This is a genomic window from Pseudomonas sp. P4_D7 (genome assembly GCF_056401755.1).
In genome coordinates this window covers 25,471-38,798 of sequence record NZ_JBFUIR010000047.1, presented here as the reverse complement: position 1 = coordinate 38,798, position 13,328 = coordinate 25,471, and the positions used below count along the sequence as shown (strand labels likewise).

Sequence of the window (13,328 nt, the reverse complement as noted above, 5' to 3'; positions counted from 1 at the left end):
CAGTACGATTTGCTTCTCGAACGAGCGCAGTGCGTCGGCACCGGCCTGGTCTTCTTTCTCGTTATACGCCGCCATCAGCTCGGTCATGAGCTTCTCGCGCAGGGTTTCTTCGTACAGGTGATCGTCTTCGTCGAGCCACTGCTGGATCGGCAGTGTCACGCCGAAGTCGCTGGCAATCGAAGCTTCCAGACCGGCCACGTCCCACTGCTCAGGCAGCGACTGCGGCGGAATGTGCGCGCTGACGGTGGCGTTGAGCACGTCCTGACGGAAATCGGCGATGGTTTCACCGATGTTGTCGGCGGCCAGCAACGTGTTACGCATGTGATAGATCACTTTACGCTGTTCGTTGTTGACGTCATCGAACTCGAGCAGTTGCTTACGGATATCGAAGTTGCGGCCTTCAACCTTGCGCTGCGCCTTCTCGATCGCGTTGGTCACCATGCGGTGTTCGATCGCTTCGCCCGGCTGCATGCCCAGGGCTTTCATGAAGTTCTTCACTCGATCAGAAGCGAAGATGCGCATCAGGCTGTCTTCCAGCGACAGGTAGAAGCGGCTGGAACCGGCGTCACCCTGACGGCCGGCACGGCCACGCAGCTGGTTGTCGATACGACGGGATTCGTGACGCTCGGAGGCGATCACCTGCAGACCGCCGGATTCCAGCACTTGCTGGTGGCGCTTCTGCCAGTCGGCCTTGATCTGGGCAATCTGCTCAGGGGTCGGGTCTTCCAGCGACGCGACTTCAACTTCCCAGTTACCGCCCAACAGGATGTCGGTACCACGACCGGCCATGTTGGTGGCGATGGTCAGTGCGCCCGGACGACCGGCCTGCGCGATGATCTCGGCTTCTTTTTCGTGGAACTTGGCGTTCAGAACCTTGTGTTCGATGCCTTCCTTCACGAGCAATGCGGACATGTGCTCGGAGGTTTCGATGGTGGCAGTACCCACCAGCACCGGACGGCCGGCCGCCATGCTTTCCTTGATGTCCGCAACAATGGCCGCGTACTTCTCTTCGGCGGTCAGGAACACCAGGTCGTTGAAGTCTTTACGCGCCAACGGTTTGTTCGGCGGAATGACCATGACTTCCAGACCATAGATCTGGTGGAATTCGAACGCTTCGGTGTCGGCGGTACCGGTCATGCCGGACAGCTTGGTGTACAGACGGAAGTAGTTCTGGAACGTGGTCGAAGCCAGGGTCTGGCTCTCGGCCTGAATGTTCAGGCCTTCCTTGGCTTCGATGGCCTGGTGCAGGCCTTCGGACAAACGACGACCCGGCATGGTACGACCGGTGTGTTCGTCGACCAGTACGACCTGACCATCCTGCACGATGTATTCAATGTTGCGATTGAACAGCTTGTGCGCACGCAGACCGGCATACACGTGGGTCAGCAGGCCCAAATTGTGTGCCGAGTACAGGCTCTCGCCTTCAGCCAGCAGGCCGACGCGGGTGAGCATGTCTTCGATGAACTGGTGACCGGCTTCGTTGAGTTCAACCTGACGGGTCTTCTCGTCAACGGTGTAGTGGCCAGCCTTGGTGACTTCGCCTTCGACTTCTTCAACGTGCAGTTCCAGCTGCGGGATCAGTTTATTGATCTCCATGTACAGCTTGGAGCTGTCCTCGGCCTGACCGGAAATGATCAGCGGGGTACGCGCTTCGTCGATGAGGATGGAGTCGACTTCGTCGATCACGGCAAAGTTGAGTTCGCGCTGGAATTTTTCTTCCATGCTGAACGCCATGTTGTCGCGCAGGTAGTCGAAACCGAATTCGTTGTTGGTGCCGTAGGTGATGTCGGCGGCGTAGGCCAGACGCTTCTCTTCCGGCGGCTGGAACGGCGTCACGACGCCGACGGTCAGGCCGAGGAATTCATACAGCGGGCGCATCCAGTTGGCGTCACGACGCGCCAGGTAGTCGTTCACCGTCACAACGTGCACGCCCTTGCCGGACAATGCGTTGAGGTAAACACCCAGGGTCGCTACGAGGGTTTTACCCTCACCGGTGCGCATTTCGGCGATCTTGCCTTCGTGCAAGGTCATGCCACCGACGAGCTGTACGTCGAAGTGGCGCATACCCATGATGCGCTTGCCGGCTTCGCGGGCGACCGCAAAGGCTTCTGGCAACAGCTTGTCGAGGGTTTCCCCTTTGGCGATGCGGGCCTTGAACTCAGCGGTCTTGGCGCGCAATTGATCGTCCGAAAGGGCCACCATTTGCTCTTCGAAGGCATTGACGAGCTGCACCGTCTTGAGCATGCGTTTGACTTCACGCTCGTTCTTGCTTCCAAAAAGTTTCTTTAACAAAGGCGCAAACATATCGGCAGGATCTTCCACACTAAAGGGATGGAGGGCGGCCCCGTGAGCGTCGCCCGTGCAGCCCTCATGGCCGCATGCGAACGAGCATTCTACCCGGAAACGGAAGTGAGGAAAGTGGCGATGTTCCACGATGCTGGCACTGCGCTTTGACGGGGCTCACTTAAAATAGGGGCGTTTTGCTCAACTTCAAGTCATACAAGGCAGAAGTTAGTCGTTGATTTAATGGGCAAAGCGAGGGCAAAAGCAATGGGCGAGTGATTTCGGCCTTTCTGCTACCATGGCGTTTCTGTTACTTCAGGTGTTCGATCATGGCATTTCGCCCTCTTACGGCCAGAGCACCCGCCGTTCTCCTGCGCGAAGCCAAGCCGCTCAAAGCCATCCTCGGCCATGCCCAACGACTGGGGCATTTGCAGCGTCTGCTCGAAAGCCAACTGCAACCCGCCGCCCGTGAACATTGCCATGTAGCGTCGTGGCGTGAGGGCAGTCTGTTGCTGATTGTCACCGATGGCCATTGGGCCACACGTCTGCGCTATCAGCAAAAACGCTTGCAGAGGCAGCTGCAGATGTTTGATGAGTTCGCCAGTTTGACGCGGATTCTGTTCAAGGTGCAGCCGCCGACCGTTCAACGCGGAGCGGCCGGACACACGATGGATTTGTCGACGGATGCAGCGGCGACGATTCAGGCCACGGCGGACGGGATCACTGATCCGGGTTTGCGCGCGGCACTGGAACGACTGGCGGCGCACGCCAAAGCCAAGACCTGACAAATTCCCTGTGGGAGCGAGCTTGCTCGCGAATGCGGACTGTCATTCAACCTATGTGTTGCCTGACACGGCGCCTTCGCGAGCAAGCTCGCTCCCACAGGTTTCAGCGGCGTTTGCTGCCACCGAGTAAAGAGCCCATCAAGCCGCGTACCAGTTGTTTGCCGAGGTTATTGGCAGCCTGACGCATGGCTGACTTCAAGGCCTGCCCTGCTGCCGTACCCAGGAACTCTCCAGCCCTGTCCGCCAGACTCGGCTCTTGTGAAGCCGCTGGCGCTTCAGCCTCCGGCGCCAGCCCTTTACGCCCCATCAGAATTTCATACGCCGACTCACGATCGATCGGCTTGTCATAGCGGCCCTTGAACGGCGAGCCCGCAATCAACAGCGTGCGTTCGGTTTCGGTCAACGGCCCGATCCGCGACTGCGGCGGTGCGACCAGTACGCGCTGCACCATTTCCGGCGTGCCTTTCTCGGTCAGCGTGCCGACCAAGGCCTCGCCAATTCCCAGTTCAGTCAACACCGACAAGCTGTCGAACGCCGGATTCGGTCGGAAGCCGTCCGCCACCGCGCGCAGGGATTTCTGCTCTTTGGCGGTAAAGGCGCGCAAACCGTGTTGAATGCGTAAGCCAAGTTGCGCCAGCACGTCATCGGGCAAGTCCGCCGGCGATTGCGTAACGAAGTACACGCCAACGCCTTTGGAACGGATCAGCCGTACCACTTGCTCAAGTCGCTCCTGCAAGGCCTTCGGTGTATCGCCGAACAACAAATGCGCCTCATCAAAAAACAGCGCCAGCAGCGGTTTGTCGGCATCGCCGCGCTCGGGCAATTGCTCGAACAGTTCAGCCAGCAGCCACAACAGGAATGTCGCGTAGACCTTCGGCGCCTCGTGCACCAGACGACTGGCATCGAGCAAATGAATGCGCCCGCGACCATCGGCGGTCGGTTGCAGAATGTCTTCAAGTTGCAGTGCCGGTTCGCCGAACAAGGCTTCGGCGCCCTGCTGCTCCAGCGTCGCCAAGCGACGCAACAGCGCCTGACTGGAACCGGTGGTCATCAGCGCCGCGTCTTCGCCCAACAGCTGCGGGTTTTCCTTGAGGTGATTGAGCAGCGCTTTCAGATCCTTCAAGTCCAGCAGCAACAGGCCTTCGCGATCGGCCACCTTGAAGGCGGCATATAGCGCCGACTGCTGACTGTCGGTCAGTTCCAGCAAGCTGCCGATCAGCAACGGGCCCATTTCGCTCAACGTGGTGCGCAACGGATGACCGGACTCGCCGTGGATGTCCCACAAGGTCACCGGATAGGCCTGCGGCTTGTGGTTGAGCCACGGCATCCCGGCAATGCGCTCGGCCACCTTGCCCTGCGGATTGCCCGCCGCACCGAGGCCACACAGATCACCCTTTATGTCAGCGGCAAATACCGCGACCCCGGCGTCGCTGAACGCCTCGGCCAAACGCTGCAAGGTGACGGTTTTACCGGTACCGGTGGCGCCGGCGACCAGTCCGTGGCGGTTGGCCAGGCGCATGGCCTGAGCGATCTGTTGGCCTGCGAGGTCGGCGCCGATTACGAGTTGCGAGGAGTCAGGCATTTTGTCACCCAATGGTTAATCTTTGATTCTGCATGGCCGATAAAGAAGAGTGAGAGACCCGACCACAAGTCAGGCCGGACATTTCCCTAAGGAGAGACGGAAATATCAGCTTGTTTTCACCCTTGCCCATTTTGCGCGCTTCTATAAAAGCACGCCCTGGACATTAAGACCTTAGCGGAACCCCAAGCCATGAACAAAAATCTGCGCTTCAGCCATAAAATTTTGCTTGCCGCCGCCCTCATCGTCATCGCCGCCTTCGCCTCGTTTACCTTGTACAACGACTGGTTGCAGCGCAACGCGATCCGCGATGACCTGAACAACTATCTCAACGAGATGGGCGAGGTCACTGCCGGCAATATCCAGACCTGGCTCAGCGGCCGCATTCTACTGATCGAGAACGCCGCCCAAAACATCGCCATCAACCCCGAGCCCGCCAACGTCGCCAGTCTGCTGGAACAGAAAAGCCTGACCTCGACGTTCATGGCGACCTACCTGGGCGATGCCACCGGGCACTTCACCATCCGTCCGGACACCAAGATGCCCGACGGTTTCGATCCGCGCGTGCGCCCTTGGTATAAAGGTGCCGAGGGCAGCCGCACCTCAACCCTGACCGAACCGTACATCGACGCCGCTACCGGCCAGTTGATCATTTCCATCGCCACTGCCTCGAAAAAGGCCGGCCAGAGTGTGGGTGTGGTTGGCGGCGACCTGAGCCTGCAATCGCTGGTCGACACCCTCGCCGCCCGGGATTTCGACGGCATGGGTTATGTGTTCCTGGTCAGCGCCGACGGCAAGATCCTCGTGCACCCGGACAAGGCGTTGGTGATGAAATCACTGAAAGAAGCCTATCCACAGGACACGCCGCGCATCAGCAGCGACTTCAGTGAAGTTACCGTCGATGGCAAGACCCGCATCGTCACCTTCGCGCCGATCAAAGGCCTGCCGTCGGTGAACTGGTACATCGGCCTGTCGGTGGACAAGGATCAGGCCTTTGCGATGCTCAGCGAATTCCGCACCTCGGCAGTGATCGCGACCGTGATTGCCGTGGCAATCATCATTGCCCTGCTCGGCATGCTGATCCGTATTCTGATCCAGCCGCTGCACGTGATGACCCGCGCCATGGAGGACATCGCCGATGGCGAAGGCGACCTGACCAAACGCCTGACCATCGTCAATAACGATGAATTTGGCGTGCTCGGTACCGCATTCAACCGTTTCGTCGAGCGTATTCACGGCTCGATCCGCGAAGTGTCGTCGGCCACCGGCCAGGTTAACGAAGTCGCCCTGCGCGTGGTCGCGGCATCGAACTCGTCGATGTACAACTCTGATCAGCAAGCCTCGCGCACCAGCAGTGTCGCCGCGGCGATCAACCAGCTCGGCGCCGCGGCGCAGGAAATCGCCCGCAACGCCGCCCAGGCTTCGAATCAGGCCAGTGACGCGCGCGGTCTGGCTGAAGACGGCCAGCAAGTGGTGGATCGCAGCATCAAGGCGATGAATCAACTGTCGAGCATGCTCAGCGCGTCGAGCAGCAACATCGAGTCGCTGAATAGCAAAACCGTGAACATCGGCCAGATTCTCGAAGTGATCACCAGCATTTCCCAACAGACCAACCTGTTGGCGCTCAACGCGGCCATTGAAGCGGCACGTGCCGGTGAAGCCGGCCGGGGTTTTGCCGTGGTGGCGGATGAAGTGCGCAATCTGGCGCACCGCACCCAGGAATCGGCGCAACAGGTGCAGACCATGATCGAGGAGCTGCAAGTCGGCGCCCGTGAGTCGGTGAGCACCATGAGCGACAGTCAGCGTCACAGCCAGGACAGCGTCGAGATTGCCAACCTTGCCGGGGAGCGCTTGAACAGCGTGACCCAGCGCATTGGCGAGATCGACGGGATGAACCAGTCGGTGGCCACCGCGACCGAAGAGCAGACGGCAGTGGTGGAGTCGATCAACGTCGATATCACCGAGATCAACACGCTGAACCAGGAAGGCGTGGAGAACTTGCAGGCGACGTTGCGCGCGTGTTCGGACCTGGAGCAGCAGGCTTCGCGTCTGAAACAACTGGTTGGCAGTTTCCGCATCTGAGATCAAAAGCCTACCCCCTCACCCCAGCCCTCTCCCCCAGAGGGGCGAGGGGGAAAGGAAGCCGATCGGGGGATTTTCCAGACCTGAGTTCGACTCAGGTCTCTCAAGTCGGTGTAACTCCAACATCCACCTCGGTCAGTCCCCTCTCCCTCCGGGAGAGGGTTAGGGTGAGGGCGCTCTTCAGCTCCACCGCGCAATCCCGACCGAACATCTATTCTTGATAAAGGTCAACCAAGGGAGAACTACGCAACGGAGGGTTGATCACCGTGCATATCGCCGACATCACCATGTTCTACGCCCCGGCCAGCGGCGGCGTGCGTACTTATCTGGATGCCAAACACCGCCGGCTCGGAGTCAAATCCGGCACCCGCCACAGCCTGCTGATTCCCGGTGCCCATTTCGGCGAACACGACGGCGTTTACACGGTTCCCGCCCCCGCCCTGCCCTTCGGCAAAGGCTATCGATTCCCCCTTCGCCTCGCGCCATGGCGAAATGTCCTGCAGGATTTACAGCCCGATCTGATCGAAGTCGGCGACCCTTATCTGACCGCCTGGGCCGCCCTTGATGCGCGACGACAGCTGGATGTGCCGGTAATCGGTTTCTATCACTCGGATCTGCCCTTGCTGATCGGCAATCGCATGGGCCATTGGGTCACACCGAATATCGAGGCGTATGTCACCAGGCTTTACGGCAACTTCGATCGGGTTTTGGCACCCAGTCAGATCATGGCCGACAAGCTCAGCGGCCTCGGTGTACGCAATGTGTTCGTGCAACCGCTGGGCGTCGACCTGCAAACCTTTCACCCCAAAGCCCGCGACCCGCAACTGCGTGCAGAACTGGGCATCGCCGAAGACACCCGGCTGCTGATTTTTGCCGGACGCGGCTCGAAAGAGAAAAACCTGCCGGTATTGCTCAAATGCATGCAACGCCTCGGCCCGCGCTATCACCTGCTACTGGTCGGTTCGTCGATGCCCACCGCCGTGCCGGACAACGTCAGTGTGATCGACGAATTCTGCCCCGCGCCACGCGTCGCGCAGTTGATGGCCAGTGCCGATGCCTTGCTGCATGCCGGCGACCAGGAAACCTTCGGCCTGGTGATCCTCGAAGCCATGGCCTGCGGCATTCCCGTGGTGGCCGTTGCCGCCGGGGCTTTCGAAGAGATCGTCACTGATTCCTGCGGCCTCCTGTGCGCACCGAACAACCCGCAAGCAATGGCCAATGCCGTGCGCGAACTGTTCAGTCGCGGCGGTAGCAAACTTGGCACACTGGCGCGCCAGCATGTCGAAACCCACTATGCGTGGGATACGGTGGTCGACAGTTTGTTGGGCCACTATCACGCCGTACTCGGACATACGCTGCCCAAGGTGGCCAATGGTTGAATCGATGAACGACCGCGCCGTCTTGCTGGTGCTGCACGACGTCGCTCCGTCGACGTGGGCGGATTACCAGCCGTTTGTCGAGGCCGTCGACGCCTTGGGCAACGTACCGATCACGTGGCTGGTCGTTCCGAATTTCCACCGGCACAACGCCCTCGACGATCACCCGGCATTTTGCCGACGGCTCGATGAGCGCGTCGCCCGTGGCGATGAGTTGGCGTTGCACGGTTATTTCCACGATGACCAGGCGCCTGGCCCGACGACGCCTCACGACTGGTTCATGCGCCGCGTTTACACCCATGAAGGCGAGTTTTACCGTTTGTCCCGGGAAACCGCCCTCGCCCGCCTGCGCACCGGCATCGAAGTCTTCCAGCGCCACGACTGGCCGCTGCACGGTTTCGTTGCCCCGGCGTGGTTGATGAGCGACGGCACCCGCCAGGCCCTGCGCGATCTGCCCCTGTGCTACACCAGCGATCCGCAGCATCTGTATCGGTTGCCGGATTTCACCGCGATCGATGCRCCGGGTCTGGTCTGGAGCGCTCGCAGCGCCTGGCGAAGGGGCCTATCGAAGATTGTCAGCGAGCAGCGTCAACAGCGTTGGCGTCGGGCGTCGGTGATTCGTCTAGGCTTGCATCCCGTGGACATGCGCCACGGTTTTTCCCGTGATTACTGGCTGCACACCCTCGAACGACTGCTGAGCGAAGGACGCGTACCGATGACCAAAATCCACTGGCTCGCCCAACAGCGCGGTCAACTGGGAAGCGCCGCATGAGTCGCGGCATTCTCTTGCTGATCGGCCTGCTCGCGGCGGTGCTGATTCCGGTTGTGCTGGGTGGCGGCGACACCTGGGCGCGGCTGCAGAGTTTCCCGTTGCACTGGCTGTTGATCATGTTCGGCATGATCCTGCTTTGCTGGGGCATCAATACCTTGCGTCTGCGCCTGCTACTCGGAGATCAGCGCGAGCGCGTCACGCCGCTGCAAAGCCTTGGTGTAGTGATGGCCGCCGAATTCGCCTACTGCGCGACTCCCGGTGGCAGCGGCGGGCCGTTGACGATCATGGCCCTGTTGGCCCGCTCCGGCGTGCGGCCGGCGCGGGGCAGCGCGGTGTTTGCCATGGATCAGCTCAGCGATTTGCTGTTCTTTCTCTGCGCCCTCAGCGGCATTTTGATTTATGCGCTGTTCCAGCACCTCAGCGATCGCCTCGAGTGGTTGCTGACCGTCAGTGCGATTTCGCTGTTCGGCGGTTTATTCAGTTGTGTGCTGGTCGCGCGCTATCACCGCACCCTGATTCGCCTGAGCGGTCGCCTGCTGGCAAGGATGAACGTCAAGGCCATTACCCGCCGTCGCTGGGCGCGCAAGTTGCTGCATTTTCTCGCGGCGTTTACCGATACATTGAAGTTGCCCTGGCAAACATTGATCAAAGTATTCGCCCTGACGTGTGTGCATTGGTTGCTGCGCTACAGCGTGCTGTATCTGGCGCTACGCGGCCTGGGCGCGGACTTGCAGTGGGCGTGGAGTTTTCTGGTGCAGATGCTTTCGCTGGGCGCCGGGCAATTCAGCCTGCTGCCGGGCGGCGCGGGGGCGGCGGAGTTGACGTCGGCAGCGTTGCTGGCGCCGATGGTGGGGAAATCCACTGCAGCGGCGGCGATTCTGATTTGGCGGGTGGTGACGTATTACTTTTATCTGCTGGTCGGGGGGCCGGTGTTTTTGTTGATGCTGGGCCGACCGCTGTTGAGGAAACTGATGAAGGTGGGGCAGGCTTGATCGTCCGGTCGCACCCCGTGCCTTTGGCTGCGCCTAAATGATCGCGCCTCAGGCATCGTCTTTGTTGTCGTCGGACTTCTCTTGCAATTGTTCCCACAACTCCGCAGCGCCGGGAAACTCGGTGCCATCCTCCGGGCTCATGTCCTCGGGATCATATCGACTCAAACACCCTTCGCCCAACGTCGCCGGCGCTTTGGAAGTGGCTTTGTCCAGTGGATCGGTCATGGCTTTTCCTCACAGCTGAAATGAAAAAGGGTCTGGACGATTGAACGCCCAGACCCTTGGTTTTTCAAGCCTGTGGGGTTGAGATCAGAACACCACAGTCTTGTTGCCGTGCACCAGCACGCGGTCTTCGAGGTGATAACGCAGGCCACGAGCCAGGACCATTTTCTCGACATCACGACCGAAACGCACCATGTCTTCGATACTGTCACTGTGGCTGACACGCACCACGTCCTGCTCGATGATCGGGCCAGCGTCCAGCTCTTCGGTCACGTAGTGACAGGTCGCGCCGATCAGCTTCACGCCACGCAGCGACGCCTGGTGATACGGCTTGGCACCAACGAACGACGGCAGGAAGCTGTGGTGAATGTTGATGACCTTGTGCGCGTATTCGCGGCACATGTCTGGCGGCAGGATCTGCATGTAACGCGCCAGGACCACCACTTCGGCATCGTGCTGTTTGACCAGACGCGACACTTCGTCGAAGGCCGGTTGCTTGTCCTGCGGATTGACCGGGACGTGGTAATAAGGAATGCCGTGCCACTCGACCATGCTGCGCAGGTCGTCGTGGTTGGAAATCACGCAGGAGATTTCGCAGTCCAGTTCATCGCTGTGCCAGCGGTGCAGCAAGTCCGCGAGACAGTGCGATTCGCGGCTGGCCATCAGCACAACGCGTTTTTTCTGCTCGGTGTCGGTGATGCGCCAGTCCATCGAGAACTCTTCGGCGATCGGCGCAAACTTCTCGCGCAGCACTTCAATACCGAAAGGCAGCGAATCGGCACGAATTTCGTGACGCATGAAGAACCAGCCCACCTGGTTGTCCGAGTGGTGGCTCGCTTCGGTGATCCAGCCGTTGTGGGCTGCCAGAAAATTACTGACTTTGGCAACAATGCCAACGCGGTCCGGGCAAGATATCACCAGCCGAAAAGTGCGCATGAGGGGGAAACTCCAGAACTTCGCAAAGGCCGCCATTCTAGCGGCTGCGCAGGAAAACTGCAGTATTGATCAGCAACGGGAGGCGCCAGGCTCAGTGCTACGGATTCTTGATGAGTAACCGACAGACTGGTGCTGATCCTGCGGGATCGCTTGATCAGACAACTGTGAATATCTGTGATGACTCGATCACACTATTTAACTGAATATTCAATAGAGAGCAGTTTCTCGTAACTAATTTAAATAAAAACCCCGGTTAAATGTTTACTTGATGAAACAGCCTGACTATTATTGCGGCACTGTCCCCCTGCCATCCCGCACTCTACTAAGGTAGTAATCATGTCCTTGATCAACGAATATCGCGCCACCGAAGAAGCCATCAAAGAGCTGCAAGCCCGTTTGAAGAACCTGTCCCAAGACGACAAACTGCAAGCCGAGCTGGAATTCGAAGGCAAACTGCGCACCCTGATGGGCGAATACTCCAAATCCCTGCGTGACATTATCGCGCTGCTGGATCCGGAAGCTAAAACCAAAGCAGTACGCGGCGGCGCAGTAAAAACTACCGGCACCAAGCGTGCTCGCAAAGTTAAACAATACAAAAACCCGCACAACGGCGAAGTCATCGAAACCAAAGGTGGCAACCACAAAACTCTGAAAGAGTGGAAAGCCAAGTGGGGCGGTGACGTGGTTGAAGGCTGGGCTACCCTGCTGGGCTAAGCCGCAACGTCTTCGCAGAGCGATCCGCGAAAAAACAAACGCCAGCGAATGCTGGCGTTTTTTTATGCCCGGGATTTAAGCCCGGTCATGTTCGATTTCAAAGATTCAAACGTTTGCGCAATGCCTGGACATAATTCTGCCATTCATTGAGCACCTCACTCTGCATCGGCGTGGCATTAATCGACCATTGCTCGGCCGCCTCGGTAAAAGATTTCAAGGTATTCGGTGCGCCGCACTCAGGCGTGGACAAACGCTGCTGACAGAATATTCTCCAGCGTTCTTGCTCTTCGAAATTCAACGTCTCGGGAAAGTTGCGTGCGCGATATCGAAAGAGTAATTCAGGCAAACGTTCGTCATCGAAAGGCCATTGCTCTTGCGCTAGTTGTGCCGGGTCAGCGCTCCTCACTTGCTCACATAGACGTCGGTCACGGTCACCGATAAATCCGTCGTACAACTGTTGTTCCGGATCCTCGCTCGGAATGAAATCTTCGCTGACATAAATCTCTGCAACTTTATCTTTCCAAACTTGCTGTGCGTCAGTTAGCCGCAGTGCTCGCTGTTGATAAAGCGCCATGTCCAGCCCCAGACGTTGCTGATCCTGCGCGCGCAAAACCGCAAGCGGCGCCACTACCGGACAACGGTTGATGTGAATCAGCTTGAGCGGCACCGGCAACTCACCTTCCAGCAAATCATCACGACGCGTGTACAAACGCTGGCGCAGGGTTTGCGCGTCCAGATCGAGCAACCCCTGCGGGTCGAGGTGCAGATCGCAGACGATCAAGGCGTTACGGTTTTTTGGATGCCAGGCTAATGGCAGCACCACACCGACATAACTGCGCGCGGCCGAGAAACGCCCGGAAATATGCACCAGTGGCTGCAACAGACGAATCTGATCCATGACCTTTTGCTTGCTGCGCAACTGGAACAGCCAGTCATAGAGTTTTGGTTGTTTCTCGCGGATCAGCCGTGCCAGTGCAATGGTCGCGCGCACGTCTGACAAGGCTTCGTGGGCGTGACCATGATCGATATTGTTCGCCGCTGTGAGGCGTTCTAGCTTGAGCGTCACCCGGCCTTCGTCATCGGTCGGCCAGACCAGACCGTCCGGGCGCAACGCATAGGCGGCGCGCACCACATCAATCAGATCCCAACGGCTGTTGCCGCCCTGCCACTCCCGGGCGTACGGGTCGAAAAAATTGCGATACAGGCTGTAACGGGTCATCTCGTCGTCGAAACGCAGGGTGTTGTAACCGGCGCCACAGGTGCCGGGGGCCGCCAGCTGGGCATGCACCCGCGTCATGAAATCAGCTTCGCTCAAGCCCTTTTCGGCGAGCTGGCTCGGGGTGATGCCGGTAATCGCGCAAGCCGCCGGATGCGGCAGTATGTCTTCGCTGGGCTGGCAATAAAGATTGACCGGCTCGTCGATTTCGTTGAGCGCATGGTCGGTGCGGATCCCGGCCACCTGCAACGGGCGGTCGTTACGCGGATTGATGCCAGTGGTTTCGTAGTCGTACCAGAAGATTGAAGTCACGGGCGGTTCCTGAACTGAAGATCGGCAAAGTCTAGGCGCTCGACCGCGCTCGCGGCCAG

The 13,328-nt window shown here is 59.1% G+C and carries 11 protein-coding genes and 2 pseudogenes; 7 read left to right on the top strand and 6 right to left on the bottom strand.

Going from position 1 to position 13,328, the window contains the following annotated elements:
- The coding region (gene secA, locus AC1DVF_RS23735) for a preprotein translocase subunit SecA (protein WP_477783231.1) at window positions 1–2,304 on the bottom strand (2,304 nt) is incomplete at its 3' end.
- 308 nt (window positions 2,305–2,612) lie between these two features.
- On the opposite strand from secA, the gene AC1DVF_RS23730 reads away from it, so the two are divergent.
- Window positions 2,613–3,068, top strand: a complete 456-nt coding sequence (locus tag AC1DVF_RS23730) for a DUF721 domain-containing protein (RefSeq protein WP_038366691.1) — start codon at window positions 2,613–2,615, stop codon at window positions 3,066–3,068.
- A gap of 8 nt (window positions 3,069–3,076) precedes the next feature.
- Here AC1DVF_RS23730 and AC1DVF_RS23725 read toward each other — a convergent pair.
- Window positions 3,077–3,175, bottom strand: a pseudogene (locus AC1DVF_RS23725) (metal ABC transporter ATP-binding protein); the annotation flags it as partial.
- Window positions 3,172–4,650: a helicase HerA-like domain-containing protein gene (locus AC1DVF_RS23720; protein ID WP_099759346.1), complete on the bottom strand. Its 1,479-nt coding sequence runs from the start codon at window positions 4,648–4,650 to the stop codon at window positions 3,172–3,174. The pseudogene AC1DVF_RS23725 and the gene AC1DVF_RS23720, both read right to left, overlap by 4 nt.
- 189 nt (window positions 4,651–4,839) lie before the next feature.
- On the opposite strand from AC1DVF_RS23720, the pseudogene AC1DVF_RS23715 reads away from it, so the two are divergent.
- The 5 genes and pseudogenes from AC1DVF_RS23715 to AC1DVF_RS23695 form a co-directional block, all read left to right on the top strand.
- Window positions 4,840–5,871: pseudogene (locus tag AC1DVF_RS23715) on the top strand (HAMP domain-containing protein); the annotation flags it as partial.
- Window positions 5,872–5,964: 93 nt separating this feature from the next.
- Window positions 5,965–6,729 (top strand): methyl-accepting chemotaxis protein, encoded by a 765-nt coding sequence (locus AC1DVF_RS23710; RefSeq protein WP_371043227.1) that lies wholly within the window; start codon window positions 5,965–5,967, stop codon window positions 6,727–6,729.
- A 287-nt stretch (window positions 6,730–7,016) separates the two neighbouring features.
- Window positions 7,017–8,108: a glycosyltransferase family 4 protein gene (locus AC1DVF_RS23705; protein WP_477783232.1), complete on the top strand. Its 1,092-nt coding sequence runs from the start codon at window positions 7,017–7,019 to the stop codon at window positions 8,106–8,108.
- Entirely contained in the window at window positions 8,101–8,877 is a 777-nt protein-coding gene (locus AC1DVF_RS23700; protein ID WP_460129966.1) for a DUF2334 domain-containing protein, read from the top strand. Before AC1DVF_RS23705 ends, AC1DVF_RS23700 begins: the two co-directional genes overlap by 8 nt.
- On the top strand, window positions 8,874–9,869 hold the full coding sequence (locus AC1DVF_RS23695) for a lysylphosphatidylglycerol synthase transmembrane domain-containing protein (protein ID WP_099757019.1): 996 nt from the start codon (window positions 8,874–8,876) through the stop codon (window positions 9,867–9,869). The genes AC1DVF_RS23700 and AC1DVF_RS23695 overlap by 4 nt, the downstream gene beginning before the upstream one ends.
- Before the next feature lie 48 nt (window positions 9,870–9,917).
- Here the strand turns inward: AC1DVF_RS23695 and AC1DVF_RS23690 are convergent, their stop codons facing one another.
- On the bottom strand, window positions 9,918–10,094 hold the full coding sequence (locus tag AC1DVF_RS23690; protein WP_175559560.1) for a hypothetical protein: 177 nt from the start codon (window positions 10,092–10,094) through the stop codon (window positions 9,918–9,920).
- An 84-nt stretch (window positions 10,095–10,178) separates the two neighbouring features.
- Complete coding sequence (purU, locus tag AC1DVF_RS23685; protein ID WP_007912774.1) at window positions 10,179–11,027, bottom strand: formyltetrahydrofolate deformylase; 849 nt, start codon at window positions 11,025–11,027, stop codon at window positions 10,179–10,181.
- Window positions 11,028–11,363: 336 nt separating this feature from the next.
- Here purU and mvaT point away from each other — a divergent pair, with 336 nt between their 5' ends.
- On the top strand, window positions 11,364–11,741 hold the full coding sequence (gene mvaT, locus AC1DVF_RS23680; RefSeq protein ID WP_007912775.1) for a histone-like nucleoid-structuring protein MvaT: 378 nt from the start codon (window positions 11,364–11,366) through the stop codon (window positions 11,739–11,741).
- Window positions 11,742–11,838: 97 nt separating this feature from the next.
- Here mvaT and sbcB read toward each other — a convergent pair whose 3' ends face one another.
- Window positions 11,839–13,269: an exodeoxyribonuclease I gene (gene sbcB / locus AC1DVF_RS23675; RefSeq protein WP_095126197.1), complete on the bottom strand. Its 1,431-nt coding sequence runs from the start codon at window positions 13,267–13,269 to the stop codon at window positions 11,839–11,841.
- Between the last annotated feature and the right edge of the window lie 59 nt (window positions 13,270–13,328).